This window comes from Ensifer sp. Root278 (assembly GCF_001429285.1).
Taxonomy (GTDB): domain Bacteria; phylum Pseudomonadota; class Alphaproteobacteria; order Rhizobiales; family Rhizobiaceae; genus Ensifer.
Genome location: NZ_LMJJ01000044.1, coordinates 221,938 through 239,363 on the forward strand (window position 1 = coordinate 221,938; position 17,426 = coordinate 239,363).

Here is a 17,426-nt window from a genome sequence, read left to right on the forward strand (position 1 = left end):
GGCGAGGAACGTGGATCTCTGTGTATGCCGTTCCAAAAACGGTCACGATTTTCGGGGTTATGCGCTAAGAAGCGATAAGCGCAGGCGGGTGGACGAGCATGGATGAATTGGTGGATCCGGTACAGCGGGCCTTTCTCGGCGTCGAGCAGTCGATCAGCGGCCAGCGCTGGGTGTCGCGCCTTGATCAGGCCGGCCAGAACCGGGCGCTCGCCATCAGCCAGGTCCACGGCTATTCCGATCTGCTCGGTCGCGTGCTTGCCGGCCGCGGTGTCGTGCTTGACGACGCGGCGAGCTTCCTCGATCCGACGCTGCGGTCGCTGATGCCGGATCCCGATTCGCTCACCGATTGCCGCAAGGCCGCCGATCGCCTGGCAGTGGCCATCAAGCGGCGCGAAAAGGTCGTGGTCTTCGGCGATTACGACGTCGACGGTGCCGCCTCTTCGGCACTGATGACCCGCTTCCTCCGTCATTTCGGCATCGATGCGGAGATCTATATTCCCGATCGGATATTCGAGGGCTACGGGCCGAATCCCGCGGCCATCGAACAACTGATCGACAACGGCGCCGAACTTATCGTGACCGTCGACTGCGGCTCGACGAGCCATGAAGCGCTCGCGGTGGCGGCGAAACGCGGCATCGATGTGGTCGTCATCGACCACCACCAGGTTGGCTCAGCGCTGCCGGCCTGTCATGCGCTCGTCAATCCCAACCGGGAGGACGATCTTTCCGGACAAGGACATCTCTGCGCCGCCGGCGTCGTCTATCTCGTTCTCGTCAACACGCTGCGCGTTCTGCGCAATGCCGGCGATGTCCGTGTTGCATCCTTCGATCTGCTGGCCCAGCTCGATCTGGTGGCACTGGCGACCGTCTGCGATGTCGTGCCGCTCAAGGGGCTCAATCGGGCCTATGTCGTCAAGGGACTGATTGCCGCGCGGCACATGGGAAATGTTGGGCTCGCGGCGCTGCTGAGGAAGGCGGCGATCGGCGGTCCGGTCACGCCCTATCACCTGGGGTTTCTGGTGGGGCCACGAATCAATGCCGGTGGCCGCATCGGCGACGCAGCGCTCGGCAGCCGCCTTCTGGCGATGGACGATGCCGGAGCGGCGGAAAAGATCGCTGCGCAGCTTGATGAACTCAACCGCGAACGCCAGGCCATGGAAGCCGCCATGCTGGCCGAGGCCGAGGCCGAGGTTCTGGCGGAATACGGCACCGGCGAGGGCGCCTCGGTGATCGTTACAGCGCGCGAAAACTGGCACCCCGGCATCGTCGGGCTGCTCGCCGCCCGCATCAAGGAAAAATTCCGCCGGCCGACCTTTGCCATCGCCTTCGATCCGAATGGGCGCGGCACCGGCTCTGGCCGTTCGATCAATGGCTTCGACATGGGCAAGATGGTCCGGGCGGCCGTCGATGGGGGCCTGCTGGTCAAAGGGGGCGGTCATGCGATGGCCGCCGGCCTCACGGTGGAGCGTGCGAAGCTCGGCAAACTCCGGCAATTCTTCGAGGAGCGTGCGGAATCTGCGGTGCGCGATCTCGTCGCCATCCAGACGCTCAAGGTCGATGGCGCGCTCGCCGCCTCCGGCGCGACGCTGGAGCTTATCGATCTCCTGGAACAAGCCGGCCCCTATGGCTCGGCGCACCCGCAACCGGTCTTTGCCTTCCCGCAGCATCGGCTGCGCGACAGCCGGCAGGTGGGCGCTAACCACATCAAGGTGACGCTGGAGGGCCAGGACGGCAGCCGGCTCGACGGCATAGCGTTCCGGGCAACGGAGACGCCACTCGGCGATTTCCTGCTCGCGAGCCGCGGCACGTCTATTCATGTGGCAGGTTCGGTCTCGGCGGACCTTTGGCAAGGCCAGCGCCGCGTGCAGCTACGCGTCACGGATGCGGCGAGGGCCCTGTAACCTCGCCGAACAGGAATCGCTCAGATTTGAGCGGCGGCTGGTGCTCTTGCGAGCAGGGATTGGCACGCCCAACGGGACTCGAACCCGTGTTGCCGCCGTGAGAGGGCGGCGTCCTAACCGCTAGACGATGGGCGCCCATGCTTCTGACTGATGAACTTGCAACGCAGTCTTGCGGCCGTGAGCAATTCAGCTGCGGATATTATGCTTTTTCAGCGCAAACGACGACATAAATCCAACTGCATCGCTCCGGCGACAAGGTCGCGAGATTCGATCGAAAGTGAGCCGCAAGCGCAAGTTTGCTGCGTAGCTATATTGGAGATGTGGGGGAGAAATTCAACACAGTGGCACGCCCTAGGGGAGTCGAACCCCTCTTCCCAGAATGAAAATCTGGTGTCCTAACCGATAGACGAAGGGCGCACTCGCTGTGTGGGCGCCTTATAGCCAGCGACTCTGGATACCGAACCCCTCTTCCCAGAATGAAAATCTGGTGTCCTAACCGATAGACGAAGGGCGCACTCGCTGTGTGGGCGCCTTATAGCCAGCGACTCTGGATACCGCAAGCGTCAATCTCAGGTTTTTTGTGCTTTTCCTGTTAAAAAACGGCGAGAAAAATTCGGCGCCTGAAGGCCGGAATCGGAGACGTGTCCGAGGCAGGAAATCACCGTTTCAGACGAGGAAAATATCGATTTTCATGGGGGAGGAGATCAACACAGTGGCACGCCCTAGGGGAGTCGAACCCCTCTTCCCAGAATGAAAATCTGGTGTCCTAACCGATAGACGAAGGGCGCACTCGCTGTGTGGGGAACCCCTCTTCCCAGAATGAAAATCTGGTGTCCTAACCGATAGACGAAGGGCGCACTCGCTGTGTGGGCGCCTTATAGCCAGCGACTCTGGATACCGCAAGCGCCAATCTCAGGATTTTTGTGCTTTTCCTGTTCAAAACAACGAGAAAAATCCGCGGACTAAATGACCGGATTGGAAGACGTCGGCGACGGGAAAGATCGCTGTGTCAGGCGGGAAAATCAGTGATTTATGTGGGGGAGGAAGCTCAACACAGTGGCACGCCCTAGGGGAGTCGAACCCCTCTTCCCAGAATGAAAATCTGGTGTCCTAACCGATAGACGAAGGGCGCACTCGCTGTGTGGGACGCCCTAGGGGAGTCGAACCCCTCTTCCCAGAATGAAAATCTGGTGTCCTAACCGATAGACGAAGGGCGCACTCGCTGTGTGGGCGCCTTATAGCCAGAGGATTTGAGAACCGCAAGCGGCAATCTTCATATTTCTGTAAAAATTCCACAGTCGCGAGCCGAAGGGTAGATTCCTTGGAATAATCCATGGAAACAAGCGGTTGGCTTCAGCCCTTGCCGCGCCGGCAGCGCCAGTTCCAATCTCGCTGAGCGCCGATGTCGATATGGACCGACTCCGTATGGCAATAGGTGCCGACGCCGCCGCGACCGGGAACGCTGCGCAGGAATTCGGCAAGATCCCACTTGCTGACGCCTTGGACCTGGATGTCTGCTGCCTCGCAGCGGGTATGCAGCGACTGCTTCGCCCGGTTGACCTTGATCGGCCTGAGGCCGGAGGTCACCATCACCTGCTTGCCGTAATGCGTTTCCACCTTCTTCAGCATCTGCATGAGCTCAGGCTTGAAGCAGCCGGCATCAACCTTCTCGGTCTGCAGGATCAACCCGCTCGGGGCCAGCCGTGCCAGGCCCGACAGGGATGCGACCTGAACCGGCGCGCCATCGTCGTCGTCGCCGAGATGTTCCTCGTGCTCGAAATTATAGAGCGAAGTCAGCTTGACGCCCGGAAGCGTGTAGGCGAGGGAGGCCGTCTGCGGCCGGCTCGCGTTGCTGGTGGTAATCGTCTTTTTTTCCGCTGGTTGCGCGGCGCGCAGTGCTTCCTGCTGTTTTTCCTTGCGTTTCCCGGCAAAGAGCGTTGCGAGTGTCCAGGTTTTCGGCGCTTCCTTGTCGCCGTCGCTTTCCTTTGCCTCCGCGGTCGCCTGCATCGGTTCCGCGATCGCCACTTCAGCCGCGGCTGGCGCAACCTCTGCATTGGCCACGGCCTGAGGTGCAGCCGATTTTTCGCCGCCGGCGGCCGCCTCGGCGCTGAGCGGTACGGGGACGGCTGCGGGAAGGGCGTCCGGCGCCGGAGCGGGAGCGTAGGCTGCGACCGCCGTGTCTGCCGGCGCAGCGGTGGCCTCGTTCGCGGCACCCTGTTGCGGCGTCATGATGGGCTGAGGCTGTCGCTGGGTGCCGCTGAACAAGCTGTTGGTGGTTGCGTTCATGGCGGGCTGGCCCGCCGGCAGCGGCACAGTTCCATTGGCCTGCGGCTGGGTATTCGGCATGCCCTGCGTCGCCGCTGCCTGTCCGTAGATGCTGGAAGAAGCGGCACGCAGGCCTGTGTTCTGCATCGTCAGGGACTGGGCTTGCCCGGAATCCTGCGTGGTGGCGGTCTGTTGCGCCTGCGGATCGCTGCCGAGCGCGGCCACCTGCGCATCCCGGACCGTGCCTTGCTCGGCCGATTCGGCCGCCTGGGCCGCTGTCTGTCCCTCAAGGCCCAGCCCGGCGGTGACGTCGTTGTCGGCAACGGCCGACACGCAGCCGCTGAGTGCCAGGAGTGAGACGGATAAAGCTGCCGCCCGCGCAATGGCAGCGAGCACTGCGCCCTTCGTATCCGGATGTTGCAACGTCCTATCCCCGCTCTCCGTGCATGACGGGCGAAACCTTCGCCTTGTCGTGCATTAAGTCTCAGTTCCGAAACATCGCTCAGAACAAACAAACTCATGTTTCTCGCGGCGGTCCGAAAGAACGCCACGGGAAAAGATCAGGCCAAGTACAAAGGGGGTCGCCGCCACGAGACATCGCGGATAGGACCCGGCATCAACGTTTCGCGCGAAAAAATACTCAACGACACGCGATTTGTAAACCGGCGCTAACCTTGAGCCCGCATGTTGCACACATGCAAAGGCCCGGATCGACCGGGCCTTGGATCATTCATTGCTGCTGCTGATCGGCGACTCGGCCATGCCAGCCGGTATGACCGGCCACATAGGGGCATCCTCGCCAGTCAGAATTGCGCGGGGCTTACCATGCGCCGGTATTGGCCATCGAAGCCCAGGGCTCCTGCGCCGGACGGTTCTCGCCCTTCTGCAGGATTTCGATCGAAATGCCATCTGGGGAACGTACGAAGGCCATATGGCCATCGCGCGGCGGGCGGTTGATGGTCACGCCATTGTCCATCAGATGCTGGCAGAAGCCGTAGATATCGTCGACCTCATAGGCGAGGTGACCGAAATTGCGCCCGCCGGTGTAATCTTCCGTATCCCAGTTGTAGGTGAGTTCGAGGCAGGGTGAGAGTTCTCCGCGTGCGCGATCGATGTCGCCGGGGGCCGCGAGGAAAACGAGCGTGAAGCGGCCTTTCTCGTTCTCGTAACGGCGGATTTCGGTCAGGCCGAAAAGCGTGCAGTAGAAGTTCAAGGCCTCGTCCAAATTCTTGACGCGAACCATCGTGTGCAGATAGCGCATTGCAATGTCCCTGTTTTGCAGAAGATGGCGTATACTGAGCCGCCAGCAAGCCAGAGGCAAGGCTGCGTCCGCATATTAGATCTCGGCCAAAATATGCCGAGGGTCTTGCGTATCCGCGGCGGGACGATGTTATTCTGGTCAATAAGAATCAGTTAACCGTATCGGTAGTCGCGCGTAAACGAGGGGCTGGGAGAGAATGGCGGATAGGACATCTTCAAAAGACGTCATGCATGGTGACGACTTTGGCAGTGACGCTCTCGACCTCATCGAAATCACGGGCGTGATCAAATGGTTCGACGTCGCCAAGGGCTTCGGGTTCATCGTGCCTGACAACGGCATGCAGGACGTGCTGGTCCACGTGACCTGCCTGAGGCGCGACGGTTACCAGACGGTTCTCGAGGGCGCGCGCGTCGTGGCTCTCATCCAGAAGCGCGATCGCGGCTACCAGGCGTTCCGCATCCTGTCGATGGATCAGTCGACCGCCGTACATCCGTCTCAGCTTCCGCCGGTGCGCACCCATGTGCAGGTGACGCCGACCAGCGGCCTCGAACGGGTCCTGGTCAAGTGGTTCAACCGCACCAAGGGCTTCGGCTTCCTGACGCGCGGCGAGGGGACCGAGGACATCTTCGTTCATATGGAGACCCTGCGGCGCTTCGGCCTCACGGAGCTTCGTCCGGGACAGGTTGTCCTGGTGCGCTTCGGCGATGGCGAAAAGGGCCTGATGGCCGCCGAGATCCATCCGGACGGCCCGTCGCCGACGAGCCGGTCGCACTGATGCTCGCGGTACGAGATCTTTCCGGAAAAAGCGCCCTGGTGGCGCTTTTTTTGTTGTTCGCCTTTGCCGCTGCGGCTTTGGCGGAGGTTGAGTTCACCACGGACAAGATGCGGCTCGTGACCGCCGACAGGAAGGTGCACGAACTGACCGTCGAGCTTGCCGTCGATCCCGACCAGCGTGAGCAGGGACTGATGTTCCGCCGGTCGATGGCGCCGGATCACGGCATGTTGTTCGATTTCGGTGAAACCCGCCGCGTGATGATGTGGATGAAGAACACCTATCTGCCGCTGGACATGCTGTTCATCGACAACAAGGGCGTGGTGCGGACGATCCGCCAGGGCGCCGTCCCATTTTCCGAAGCGATCATTGATTCCGGCGAGCCGGTCGCCTTCGTTCTCGAGCTCAATGCCGGCACTGTCAAACGCCTTGCTATTCGGGCCGGAGACCGTCTTGAAGGCGCTCGAATCCCGGGGCGATGATCCCGGGGGAGATGATCACAAATCGACAGCTGGCATCCGTTGGCCTTGTAGTTTGGGCATCAGCGCCTAAATCACCTGTATCGAGACGAATCGATCCTTTCGATGACGACTGCAAAGCCTTTTGGGCAGACTTCAACTTAATAAATTGCTAATATTCTGCCGAAGACGACAGGAGGCATCTGTGATGGTCCGGAGTGTGGTTGTTGCGATCGTGGCGGCCGCTGCGTTCGCGCAAAACACGATGGCGGCAGACCTGACGCCGGCGCTGGAGCCGGCGCCGGTTGTCGAAACGCCGCCCGTTTTCGTATGGACCGGCGGGTATGTCGGCCTTCAGGGCGGTGGCGGCTGGCTGAATGGCGATTTCAGCGCGCCCGGCGGCAGCGGTTCAGAAGATTTCAACGGCGGCTTGCTCGGTGCCTTTGCCGGTTTCAACTATCAGCAGGGTGATTGGGTCTACGGCATCGAGGGCGATGTCAACTACAACTGGAATGACAAGAGCGTCGATGTTGGCGGAACCTCCGCCGAAGTCGGCACCGATGTCTCCGGCGCGATACGCGGACGCGTCGGCTATGTGCTGAACGACAAAGCGCTGCTTTACGGGGCAGGAGGCTGGGCGGTCACCCGCGGCTTCGTCGATGTGCCCGGAGCCTCGAAGGAGAAAGAGACCTTCAACGGTTGGACGATCGGCGCCGGTGTGGATTATTCGTTCACCGACAACGTCTTCGGGCGCGCCGAGTATCGCTACAACGACTATGGCGACAAGGACATCGGCGGCGTCAACGTCGATCTCGATCAGCAGCAGTTCACCATCGGCGTCGGTGTAAAATTCTGACCAATGCGCAGGCAGCGCCAGCATCTGGCCGCCGCTTCCTTGGTTCGTTCATGCAGGCTGCAATATTCCCCCTGCGCGATCGGCAATTTCGCCTCGATCGCCTTCGTCCGAGAGATCGAGAGCCACGCGGAGACCGTCCCGGATGGGCCGTTGCAACGCCTTGCGTGAGCCGGACAGCAGCGTCAGCCGTCCTGCTTCCTCAAGCCGGACGAGCCTGTTGCGCGACAGGCCGAGTTCCGCCGACAGCAGGCGATCCGCCCGCATACTGACTGCCAACGGCACCTCAAGGACGATCTCAAGATGGGTACAGACGTCCCGCGGTCGAGCGACGACGCGCCTTGTCACATGGCAAGCGGCGAATTCTTCGATCCTGTCGGTGCTTCGCCGAAGGCCCTCGACGTCGAACGAGACCCGGCGAATCCAGCGCGGGTCGTTGTTCTGAAGCGCATCGAGCGTTTCAGGTGCGATGTCGCGGACATACTGCCGCTCGAAGATCGGGCGATTCCAAGTGTCGTCGCAGTCGGCGCAGCGATAGATCAGCCAGGCATCCAGCCGCCGGCCGTTGGCGTTCAGCCGCGTCTTGCGGCTGCATTCGAATGGGCGCGCGCCGCGGCAACGGCTGCAGGCGAGCCAGGGGCGCGGCGCGGCGTGTGGTTCAATGGTCCACAGGACCGTCAATGTGTGAGACATGTCGTCTGGTTCTTCCAATAGGAAGTCCATCGAGACGACGGTTTGAGTACCCGTTCCGGGGACGCGGTCTGGCAGCGTTTGTAGGTGATGGTTCCGCCTGGTGGTGTTGCACCGGGCTTGAGATCGGCAATGCCATTCCGGTCTCGAATCGTCACCTCAACGAACGCATGAAATATCATACCGGTAGCGTCGGGCGCTATCGGGCGTACGGGGTGAAACTAGCGAGACCGGATTTTACAAAGGCAAAGCGAGACTCCAGGAGAGCGCGATTGTGGCTGCGTGCCCGTTCTACACCGCGGCGTGTGCCGCGCAAAGTGCGGAGTTGACATGCCTACGCGCCATGGTGGCTTTTTGCTCGGAATAGGTGAAATTTGGCCACAGGCAATTTCGCTCAATAGGAGTAGTATGAGGCATTACACCTCCAATCTGGAGCGGCCTCTGCATTGGGACGGCCGCTTCTTTTTTGGACGGCGTAGCCGTTCTTCCTCAGCCGACGCGGCCGAAACTCAGCTCCATTGACGTTGAAGCAGGAGCAGTCACTGAGGAAAATGACGTGACGCGGTTGCGACCGCCGCGCTTGGCTTCATAGAGCGCCGCGTCTGCCCTGTTGAACAAGTCCTCCCACGACCCTTCGTTGCCGCCGGCTGCGAGGCCCATGCTGACACTGAGCGCTATGTGTTGCTCGTTGCCGATCACCACGAGTTCTTCGACGGCGCGACGCAGGCGCTCGGCGATGAAAAGCGCCTGCGTTTCGCTGGTCTGCGGCAGGTAGAGGCCGAACTCTTCCCCGCCAAGGCGGGCGAAGCAATCGCCCTTTCTGAGGTTCTTCCTCATCAGATCGGCAAAGGCGATCAGCGCCTGGTCGCCGGCTTGGTGGCCATAGCGATCGTTGATGCGCTTGAAGAAGTCCAGATCCATGACGATGAGGCAGTCGCCATGCCAGTTTGATCCAGGCAGTTGCGTGAGAAACCAGCGTCGGTTGCGCGCGCCGGTCAAGGCATCGGTGTCGGCTGAACACCTGAGCTCGGCTTCGGCCCTCTCCTTGACGAGGACGAGCGCAAAAAGGGCGATCGCGAAGTGGCATATGATCGAGAGGAAAAAGGCGTAGGTGGTGGTGATCGGTATGACGCCCGGCTTCACAAGACCGATCACCACGGCAAGGCAGAGGCTGGCACCGACGGTCATGGCCGCCGCAAACAGCGCGCGTACCGGCAGCGGCTCCCTGTTGCGATCGGCGATGACGGCGAGGGCGGCGGCCGCCAGAAATGCAAAGGCGGTGGCATTGAACACACTGGCGCGGATGTAGTTGACCACATGGAAATGCGTGGCAAGACCGATTGCTGCGCCCGCGGCCGGTATCGAAAGTGCCAGCCAGTCCGCCTTGCGTCGCCGGCCAGCGCTCAAGCGGCGCACACCGATCCAGAACAGCGCATAACCGCCGATCCCGAGCGTGAAGCTCGAAAGCGTCCACAGATAGGCCGGCAGCAGCTGCTGTTCGCCGTAGCCGGCGAGCGTCGACGCAAGAGCTAGGAAGAAGAAGCCGCTCGCGAGAATTCCGAGACCTTCATCCCGCGGCGATTGCCAGCGGGCATAAAGAAAGCAGAACGCGCCGACGAGGAACGACGATTTGTGAAGCAGCAGAACGGTGGTGAGATCGAGTTGGGTGTTCATGGAATGATGCTCGGGCGGGCTTGGGAGGCTGGCGCGGTGCAGTTGTGCACCCTTGGCTCTAGCCGCAATGGATTTAGCGATTACTAAACTCGAATGACAGACCGACACTTTTGTCCCATTTCGGGACATTTCTGCCTGCCACGGACTGTGGGTGGGACGAATGCAGGTTTCATCAGTGTGGACGTCAACGAAATTACATGTTGCAGCCCAAGGGCGAAGCGTGTATCTCCGGCGCCGTTGGCACGGAGTGTAGCGCAGTCTGGTAGCGCATCTGGTTTGGGACCAGAGGGTCGGGAGTTCGAATCTCTCCACTCCGACCATCGTAACGCCGAAGGTGGCGTTCCTGATCTCCCTGCGTCTTTTCACTTCGTCAGATATTGCCTTTTGGGCACTTGTTGAACGGCGACTGCAGGGCCGTGTCAGCGGAACCTGTATCCCGCGCGGTCGTCTAGCCGAAAAGCCGAATTTATCCGGCCAAAAGTCATTCCGTTTTAAATCAATCTGCGTTATGGGATGACGGAATGCTGGCGCCCGTGAATGTTGCCAGCGAAAGTATGGAGCCGTTCGAAACCATGTCCGCAAAGATCTATCGTCCAGCAAAGACCGCCATGCAGTCTGGCAAGGCCAAGACGAATCTGTGGGTGCTGGAGTTTGATCAGGAAAAGCCGCGCACGATCGACCCGATCATGGGCTACACCAGTTCCGGCGACATGAAGCAGCAGCTGCGGCTGACCTTCGAAAACGCCGAGCAGGCCATCGCTTATGCGGAGCGCAACGGCATCGAATACCGCGTGATCGCGCCGAAGGAAGCGACGCGCAAGAGCGTGTCCTATCCGGACAACTTCCGTTTCAACCGGATGCAGCCCTGGACCCACTAAGTCCTCCGGTCGCATTCGACGGGCGAAGCCCGGGACGGCCCCTTAGCTCAGTTGGATAGAGCACCTGCCTTCTAAGCAGGTTGTCGCAGGTTCGAATCCTGCAGGGGTCGCCAAGTTTCTAACGATCTGTTTCTTCGATAGAATTTGTGGATCCTGTCACGAGGTGCGCAGGGCGGCCTATGTGGCGTTCCGCTTCAGCGCCTCCACGAAGTGGATAACCTCGCTTACCGTATTGTCGTTCCAGATGTCGTTGTGGCCGGCGCGCTCGTCGATCTGCATCTGCTTGGGTTCAGGCGCAATGCGATAGAGCGCCTCGCCCGACGACAGGGGAATGCTGTCGTCCAACCGCCCGTGAATGAAAAGCTTTGGTTGCTTCACCGTCGTTATTTTGAGGTCGGAGCGGAAGGGATCCTTGATGAGAAGCGCGACCGGCAGGAACGGATAGCGCGCTTCGGCGGCCGACAGAACCGACAGATATGGGGAGATAAGGATCACGCCGGAGACTGGCCTTTGTGCCGCCGTGTTCACGGCGACGCCGGTGCCGAGCGAGCGGCCGAGCACGACGATGCCCCCTTTGTTGCGATGCGCCAGCCAGTCGAACGCCGCGATGCCGTCGGTCAGCAAGCCGTCCTCGCTTGGTGAGCCGGTCGATCCCGGATAGCCGCGATAGGAAATCGCAAGCAATCCAATGTCCCGCGCAGCCAATGCCTGTGCGAGAAACCCATAGTTGTCTGTTCGATCTCCATTCCCGAAAAAGAGCAGCACACCGGGTTTGTCGGGCTTACCGTGACTATAAAGCCCGTGCAGCGTCTCACCATCCGGTGTTTTGACGGAGACGTTCTCACCCCAACTCGCTGGGTTCGGTGCGGCAGTGGCGTCGGCACCGGGATAGAGAAGGGTGCGCTGCGAAAAATAGATGAGGCCGAGAAGAACGAGATAGGTCAGCACCGCCACCAGCGGCAAGATGAGTAGAAATCTTGTGATGCTCATGACGCCACATCCAGCTACAGGGAGAGAAGAGTCTCCGTCAAAAAAAACGACATCGATCGAAATATCCGAAAATATTGATGCTGAGTACTGCAGTGTCAGCGGATGGTGCGAAACGTCCGGAGCCAGTGGCGGATATGTTCGCTAACATCCGGTAGAAGTTGTAATTGGTCTGTATTTTGCTCACGCCGTGCCGATCCTCGACGTCCGCACGAAGACTGGACCAGGTGAGCCTGGTCGACAATGTCTGTGACGGCCGCCTGCGGCCCTTCCTCTTGTGATGACACATAAAAAAACGGGCCGGTGGATGGCTCCAACCGGCCCGTTCCGGCAAAAGGCGGAAAGGGGAACGTCTCTGCGCGGGGCTGCAGCGCCGCGCGTAGGGAGATCGATACGGACTGATAATGCCCGAACGCCATTTCCGGAATTGACATTTATCGCTCAAAAATTGACATTTCCCGCATGCCCTCCGATGGACGCCCACAATCTGTGATCGAAGTTTCTGTTGTCATCCTGCCGGAGTCGTCGATCATGTCGCTCGCCTCGGTGCTGGATCCAATGCGCGCTGCCAACCGCATCTGCGGTCGCGATGTATTTCGCTGGCGGTTGCTCTCGGCGGATGGAAAGGCGGTGACGTTGACCTGCGGCGTGCCGATCGTGGTCGATGGCACCTTTGCCCAGCCGCTCGCCGGCGACGCGCTGCTGGTGATTGGCGGTTTCAATCTCGACCGGCATGTGGGAAAAAAATTCATCGGGATCCTGCAGGAGTCCTCCCGGCATTTCGACATCGTCGCCGGCATCGAGTCAGGCTGTTGGCTGCTCGGGCGAACCGGCTTGCTCAATGGCCGGCGGGCGACCGCCCACTGGGAAGAGCTCGAAGATTTCAGCCAGGCTTTTCCGGCCTTGACCGTGCTTGGCGACCGCTTCGTCGCCGACGGCAAGTTCTGGACATCGGGCGGCGCATCGCCGACCTTCGACATGATGCTGCACTGGATCACGCAGAGATTGGGTTCGGCGCTGGCACTCGATGTCGCCAGCATCTTCGTCTACGACCAAACGCACAACGCGACCGACGTTCAGCCATTCGTTTCGCTTGGGCGCATCGAGACGCGCGACCCGGAGCTCGCCGAGGCGATTCGGCTGATGGAGCGCACCCTTGAGCGTCCGTTGACGATCGCGGCTTTAACGAAGCGGCTGTCGATTTCGCAGCGCAAGCTGGAGTTACTTTTTGCGCGGGGACTGTCGACCAGTCCCGGCGCCTACTATCTGCGCCTTCGCCTTCAGGTCGCACACCGTCTGGTTCGCGATTCTGGCAGCCCGATTCGCGAGATTGCACTCCGCTGCGGCTTCGACAGCCTGTCGGCTTTCTCGCGTGCCTATAGCCGCGAATACGGCATGAGCCCACTGAAGATGCGGCTGGCGCGGCGAGCGGCTGCGGCTTAGCGTTGGCAAAGGCCAAACGCGCCTGCTGCATGTTTTTGTCCTTTAATCGTACCCGATTAAAGGACAAAAAAATGCAGCAATTCAAAGTGCTACAGCGACCTTTGCGCGTCTGATAAGACGCGCGGCGCTGTAGACATCTCAGATATTCAGATCAGGACTAGGGGTCAGTGGACCGTCTGCGGCGGTTCGTCGGTAAACGCCTGGATGCCGTCTCGCCGCACGGTCGCAATGAACTCCTCAAAGGCTTCGCGATCGGTGGGGAAGGGTTCCTCCCACGTGGTGGAAAAACCTTCCTCATCGATAACCTCGAGGACCCAATCGAGATTCGAGCCCGCTGGCCGATAAATGCGCAATTCGACGACGACGCCGTCGTCACTGAACTGGCCGGAAAATTCTGAATACTCGTACGTCTGCTCTTCGTCAGTCATTTCCGCAGTCTAACACGCTTGATAAAGGACGTCTCATGCTGTTCGGCAGTTATCGCTGCTCCAGCGGGCATCGATGCTAGTCGTCACCGCCATCTTGTACTTGGCACCGAGAAGCTGGTGCCGGCATGGCTTGGCCCCATCCAAAAACATGGCCCGACCGCCCAGGCGCTACGCGTGGCGGCTAGGTTGTTGGCGATGGGAAGGCCGCTGGCCAGATTCGAAGCTACGGAGCGTCGAAATTGACACCCCGTCCGCTCCGAATGTTGCTGTTATCGGCAGCGTGCTTCGTATCGCCGACCGTAGCGATCACGATAGATGCAATAGCCGGCGCGCTCTTGCGAACGACCGATCAGGTTGCCTATGACGCCGCCGGCGACAGCGCCGATTGCCGCGCCGCCCCAGCTATCGCTCACGGCGCCCCCGATGATGGCACCGGTGCCAGCGCCAATCGCCGTCCCTTTCTCGGTCTGCGTGCAGGACGCAAGCGTACCAATCATTCCAATCGCAATGATAAGCTTTTTCATGCTTTCACCCCTTTGCTACAAATCAACCTGGGAGTTCACCACTCTGCATCCTCAGCGCGAGCTTAAGCATCTACGCAACGCGCGCAATTGTCGATAGTGGTGTTTTGCTGGGAGCAAGGAATCTCTGACGGTCAGGCATTGCTCGCTCGAGGCCCACAGCCGGCGGTCCACCAACCGGCGGTAGATCATCTAAGCGCAGGGGCAACTATCGCCAGTAGCTTTGCCCGCTGGCGACCGACGATCGGCCCATGACGTAGCCAATCGCAAACGCAAGCAAGCCGACGGCAAGCGCTAGTCCGGCTGCAGTGTACGGGTGATCTGCGGCCCCGACCGCCGCGGCGTTTGCCTCACGGCTCACGGCGTCGGCGGCTGTCTTTGCGACCTTGCGGGCGCCTGTAGGTGGTTCGATGGGTTTTCCGGTGAAGCCCGCTTTCAGATCTTTCGCCACGATGTTTCTCCTTGTGGTGGTCAGGGAAGGAACTGTCGATTCGACAGGAAGTTCCGGAACTGCACGCCTGCGCCGCCGCCATACCGCTCGCGGGGACGGCTCCGATGGTGCCAGACCACTCGGCCCGTGCGGGGTCCATTGTTCATCGGAGGTTCAGGCTGATCAGCCCACAGTAATTGGCAGATAGGAGGAGTTACGATGAAAAAGCTCTTATCCGCCTTCGCAGCGATTGGCTTGGCTGCGTCTTTCGCGTTGCCGCTAAGCGCCGCTCCGATTTTCGCGCCGAAACCCGTCCAAGTGCAGACGGACACTGTCGAACTGGTTAAGCACCGGAGTCATCGTCATTGGCGCGCGGATCGCCGGTGGGATCGTCGGTGGGATAGGCGGTACGCCTGCGGTTACTATGGCAGGTGCTACCCCCGCCATTACGGTTACTATGGTGGCTACCGTGACCGCGGCTACTATGGCTACCGCGACTATTACCGCTACCAGCGTCGATCCGGCGTTACGGTCTACTTCGATTTTTAGCGGGAATCGCGTGAGGACATTCAGCAGGTCGATGAGGTCGTCGGCTTGCGCTCGGGCATGACCCCCTCATAGTGGCGAGAATGCACAATGTAAGCTGCCAACGCGCCTCACATTATTGCAGATCAGATAGCCTGCTGGTGATCTTGAACTTAAGTCCAGTGTGATATCCCGAAACGGAGCTAGGCATCCGGGCGATATCGAGCGGCGTCGGAATTCTGCTCCCGCCACATGGCGTCGCCGAACAGTGCGGCCTCGTCGCTCAGTCCCTCGCGGAATTGATCGGTGATGTACCGGGCCAGTAAATCGGCGCGTTTTCCATGACGCGGGATACTGCACCAGATGCACACCCGGTCGAACGTCCGTTGAAGCATGTCTAGTTCGTCCGGGGTGATCCGGCTGTTTAGGCCTCCCGCAATCTCCTCCATCGAGACCTCTTGGTTGCCCTGCCGAAGAGTGTCCGCGTTCGGATCCAACGCAGCGGATTTGTAGAATCCGATCATGTGTTTCAGAGCGCCGCTCTCACGAACGCCGCCTTGGTAGCAATTGATAATGCGGCTTGCGATCGCCTCAGCGGCCTCACTATTCCGCGACAGGCCGAGCCCACGCAGGACGTCCTTAAAAATCTGGTCTATCTGGTCGATTTCGTGCGGGAGAAGCATCTTCGAATTGGTCGTCGGAGACATCGCGCGACCTCCTATACTGGGGCGAAAGCGTGATGATCTTCCAGCCGCCGAGGCCCTCATCTACGCCCGGCGATGGCGCGATTATGAGCCGACACTGCGGCAATGCAACTAGACGGAAGTTGCGGGCCTCGGGGTGACCGTCGCCAAAAAGGCGCGCTACGGATTTCTCGTTGTGACAAAGCTAGTGCAAATGTGTGCCAAAGCCGCCGCCGCGCCACATCCAAGTGGCAACTTCCGGGCGCATGCAAGGGTCTCTGGAGCCGACGGCTCTGAAGGCGTTCCGCCCTCATGTTTTCGTGAGACCATTTTGATACCGGGAAGGGCGGGAAGCGCCTAAAAAAGCCCGGAGAATAAGGGAAAGCATGTTATTGCTGGGGCGCATGAAAAAGGGGCTAGGAATGGCCCTAACCCCTTGAATTCGTTGGTGAGCGCGCAGGGATTCGAACCCTGGACCTACTGATTAAAAGTCAGTTGCTCTACCGGCTGAGCTACGCGCTCCCTGGCCGCGGCTGTGAAGCCCGGCGGAAGTGGGCGGACATATGCACGCGTGTTTCCTGTCGGTCAACCGAAAAATTGCGGCTTTTGTGAAGAAACGGTGCATGGCGCAATGATCGCCAAAAGGTGATTGGTATCATCATGATCCTGCGGCTAAGGAATGGCCCAAATGCCGCATGCCGGAGTTCTTGCCGTTGTCGATCGCCGATATTTCCATCTGGACCGCCATTCTTGCCGGCGCCCTCTCGTTCCTTTCCCCTTGTGTTCTGCCACTCGTGCCGCCCTATCTTTGTTACATGGCGGGCGTTTCGGTCGACCAGTTTCGTAGCGGCGATGCGGCGACGGTCGGAAGCACCCGGCGTGCGGTCCTGCCGGCGGCGCTGTTGTTCACGCTCGGGTTCGCAACTGTCTTTGTGGCCCTTGGGGCAGGGGCCTCGTCGATCGGCATGCTGCTCAGGCAGCATATGGATCTCCTGTCGCGCATCGGCGGCGTGATCATCATCATCATGGGCCTGCATTTCCTCGGCGTGTTCAAGATCGGGCTGCTGGCGCGCGAGGCACGCTTCCAGGGCGGCGGCAAGCCGGCGACGCTCTCCGGCGCCTATATCATGGGGCTAGCCTTCGCCTTCGGCTGGACGCCCTGCATCGGTCCGGTACTCGGCACGATCCTCGGTGTCGCCGCTGCTCGTGACACGGTGTCCGACGGCGCCATGCTGCTGGCCGTCTATTCGCTCGGGCTTGCCATTCCGTTCTGGATCGCGGCTGGCTTCTCTGGCGCCTTCATGCGCTTCCTGTTGCGCTTCCGCCGTCATCTCGGCCTGGTCGAGAAGCTGATGGGCGGCCTGTTGGTGCTGGCGGGCCTCGCTTTCCTCTTCGGTTTCATCAGTTCCGTCGCCATCTGGTTCCAGACGACCTTCCCGATCCTGATGAAAATCGGCTAGGGCATACCCTCGTATTTCGGAATCACTTTTCCTAAGGGCCGGCCTAATCGTCAGGCCGGTTCATGGGCTAGGCGTGCGAAGGCTACTGCATGTTTCCTTTAATCGTACCCGATTAAAGTACAAAAACATGCTGCAATTCAAAGTGCTGCAGCGACCTTTGCGCGTCTGGTAAGACGCGCGGCGCTGTAGGTGCCGGC

The 17,426-nt window shown here is 60.3% G+C and carries 17 protein-coding genes and 8 tRNA genes; 10 read left to right on the plus strand and 15 right to left on the minus strand.

Annotation, left to right across the window (positions count from 1 at the left end):
- Positions 1-98 precede the first annotated feature (98 nt).
- Positions 99-1,901 (plus strand): single-stranded-DNA-specific exonuclease RecJ, encoded by a 1,803-nt coding sequence (gene recJ / locus ASE60_RS32705; RefSeq protein ID WP_057255864.1) that lies wholly within the window; start codon positions 99-101, stop codon positions 1,899-1,901.
- Positions 1,902-1,961: 60 nt separating this feature from the next.
- Here recJ and ASE60_RS32710 read toward each other — a convergent pair.
- The 7 genes from ASE60_RS32710 to ASE60_RS32740 all read right to left on the minus strand — a co-directional run bounded on the left by ASE60_RS32710 (position 1,962) and on the right by ASE60_RS32740 (position 5,427).
- A tRNA-Glu gene (locus ASE60_RS32710) sits at positions 1,962-2,036 on the minus strand.
- Positions 2,037-2,243: 207 nt separating this feature from the next.
- Positions 2,244-2,318, minus strand: a tRNA-Glu gene (locus tag ASE60_RS32715).
- A 296-nt stretch (positions 2,319-2,614) separates the two neighbouring features.
- Positions 2,615-2,689, minus strand: a tRNA-Glu gene (locus ASE60_RS32720).
- A gap of 269 nt (positions 2,690-2,958) precedes the next feature.
- Positions 2,959-3,033, minus strand: a tRNA-Glu gene (locus ASE60_RS32725).
- 10 nt (positions 3,034-3,043) lie between these two features.
- Positions 3,044-3,118 (minus strand) — tRNA-Glu (locus tag ASE60_RS32730).
- A gap of 136 nt (positions 3,119-3,254) precedes the next feature.
- On the minus strand, positions 3,255-4,589 hold the full coding sequence (locus ASE60_RS32735) for a YcbK family protein (protein WP_057255866.1): 1,335 nt from the start codon (positions 4,587-4,589) through the stop codon (positions 3,255-3,257).
- 397 nt (positions 4,590-4,986) lie between these two features.
- Positions 4,987-5,427, minus strand: a complete 441-nt coding sequence (locus tag ASE60_RS32740) for a VOC family protein (protein ID WP_057255868.1) — start codon at positions 5,425-5,427, stop codon at positions 4,987-4,989.
- A gap of 196 nt (positions 5,428-5,623) precedes the next feature.
- Between ASE60_RS32740 and ASE60_RS32745 the strand changes: the two genes are divergently transcribed.
- The 3 genes from ASE60_RS32745 to ASE60_RS32755 all read left to right on the plus strand — a co-directional run bounded on the left by ASE60_RS32745 (position 5,624) and on the right by ASE60_RS32755 (position 7,513).
- The gene (locus tag ASE60_RS32745) at positions 5,624-6,202 is read left to right on the plus strand and encodes a cold-shock protein (RefSeq protein ID WP_043623636.1); all 579 of its coding nucleotides are present in this window, start codon (positions 5,624-5,626) and stop codon (positions 6,200-6,202) included.
- On the plus strand, positions 6,202-6,681 hold the full coding sequence (locus tag ASE60_RS32750; RefSeq protein WP_057255869.1) for a DUF192 domain-containing protein: 480 nt from the start codon (positions 6,202-6,204) through the stop codon (positions 6,679-6,681). Before ASE60_RS32745 ends, ASE60_RS32750 begins: the two co-directional genes overlap by 1 nt.
- A gap of 184 nt (positions 6,682-6,865) precedes the next feature.
- On the plus strand, positions 6,866-7,513 hold the full coding sequence (locus ASE60_RS32755; RefSeq protein WP_057255871.1) for an outer membrane protein: 648 nt from the start codon (positions 6,866-6,868) through the stop codon (positions 7,511-7,513).
- A gap of 48 nt (positions 7,514-7,561) precedes the next feature.
- Here the strand turns inward: ASE60_RS32755 and ASE60_RS32760 are convergent, their stop codons facing one another.
- Complete coding sequence (locus ASE60_RS32760; protein WP_057255873.1) at positions 7,562-8,203, minus strand: DUF1062 domain-containing protein; 642 nt, start codon at positions 8,201-8,203, stop codon at positions 7,562-7,564.
- Between the two features lie 486 nt (positions 8,204-8,689).
- Positions 8,690-9,874 (minus strand): GGDEF domain-containing protein, encoded by a 1,185-nt coding sequence (locus ASE60_RS32765; RefSeq protein WP_057255875.1) that lies wholly within the window; start codon positions 9,872-9,874, stop codon positions 8,690-8,692.
- Between the two features lie 243 nt (positions 9,875-10,117).
- On the opposite strand from ASE60_RS32765, the gene ASE60_RS32770 reads away from it, so the two are divergent.
- The 3 genes from ASE60_RS32770 (at position 10,118) to ASE60_RS32780 (ending at position 10,865) form a co-directional block, all read left to right on the plus strand.
- Positions 10,118-10,194, plus strand: a tRNA-Pro gene (locus ASE60_RS32770).
- A gap of 252 nt (positions 10,195-10,446) precedes the next feature.
- A complete protein-coding gene (locus tag ASE60_RS32775; RefSeq protein ID WP_034791376.1) occupies positions 10,447-10,752 on the plus strand; it encodes an ETC complex I subunit in 306 nt (101 codons plus the stop codon).
- Positions 10,753-10,788: 36 nt separating this feature from the next.
- Positions 10,789-10,865 (plus strand) — tRNA-Arg (locus ASE60_RS32780).
- 64 nt (positions 10,866-10,929) lie between these two features.
- Here ASE60_RS32780 and ASE60_RS32785 read toward each other — a convergent pair.
- On the minus strand, positions 10,930-11,742 hold the full coding sequence (locus ASE60_RS32785; protein ID WP_057255877.1) for an alpha/beta hydrolase: 813 nt from the start codon (positions 11,740-11,742) through the stop codon (positions 10,930-10,932).
- 459 nt (positions 11,743-12,201) lie between these two features.
- Between ASE60_RS32785 and ASE60_RS32790 the strand changes: the two genes are divergently transcribed.
- Positions 12,202-13,182, plus strand: a complete 981-nt coding sequence (locus ASE60_RS32790; RefSeq protein ID WP_057255879.1) for a GlxA family transcriptional regulator — start codon at positions 12,202-12,204, stop codon at positions 13,180-13,182.
- Between the two features lie 164 nt (positions 13,183-13,346).
- Here ASE60_RS32790 and ASE60_RS32795 read toward each other — a convergent pair whose 3' ends face one another.
- The 3 genes from ASE60_RS32795 to ASE60_RS32805 form a co-directional block, all read right to left on the minus strand.
- Complete coding sequence (locus ASE60_RS32795; protein ID WP_057255881.1) at positions 13,347-13,610, minus strand: hypothetical protein; 264 nt, start codon at positions 13,608-13,610, stop codon at positions 13,347-13,349.
- Between the two features lie 269 nt (positions 13,611-13,879).
- On the minus strand, positions 13,880-14,134 hold the full coding sequence (locus ASE60_RS32800; protein WP_057255883.1) for a YMGG-like glycine zipper-containing protein: 255 nt from the start codon (positions 14,132-14,134) through the stop codon (positions 13,880-13,882).
- A gap of 205 nt (positions 14,135-14,339) precedes the next feature.
- Positions 14,340-14,582 (minus strand): hypothetical protein, encoded by a 243-nt coding sequence (locus ASE60_RS32805; protein WP_057255885.1) that lies wholly within the window; start codon positions 14,580-14,582, stop codon positions 14,340-14,342.
- Positions 14,583-14,780: 198 nt separating this feature from the next.
- On the opposite strand from ASE60_RS32805, the gene ASE60_RS35955 reads away from it, so the two are divergent.
- A complete protein-coding gene (locus tag ASE60_RS35955; protein ID WP_057255887.1) occupies positions 14,781-15,110 on the plus strand; it encodes a hypothetical protein in 330 nt (109 codons plus the stop codon).
- Positions 15,111-15,289: 179 nt separating this feature from the next.
- Here the strand turns inward: ASE60_RS35955 and ASE60_RS32815 are convergent, their stop codons facing one another.
- Positions 15,290-15,793 (minus strand): hypothetical protein, encoded by a 504-nt coding sequence (locus ASE60_RS32815; protein ID WP_057255889.1) that lies wholly within the window; start codon positions 15,791-15,793, stop codon positions 15,290-15,292.
- A gap of 422 nt (positions 15,794-16,215) precedes the next feature.
- Positions 16,216-16,291: transfer RNA gene (locus ASE60_RS32820), tRNA-Lys, on the minus strand.
- Positions 16,292-16,482: 191 nt separating this feature from the next.
- On the opposite strand from ASE60_RS32820, the gene ASE60_RS32825 reads away from it, so the two are divergent.
- Entirely contained in the window at positions 16,483-17,229 is a 747-nt protein-coding gene (locus ASE60_RS32825) for a cytochrome c biogenesis CcdA family protein (RefSeq protein ID WP_057256079.1), read from the plus strand.
- Positions 17,230-17,426 lie beyond the last annotated feature (197 nt).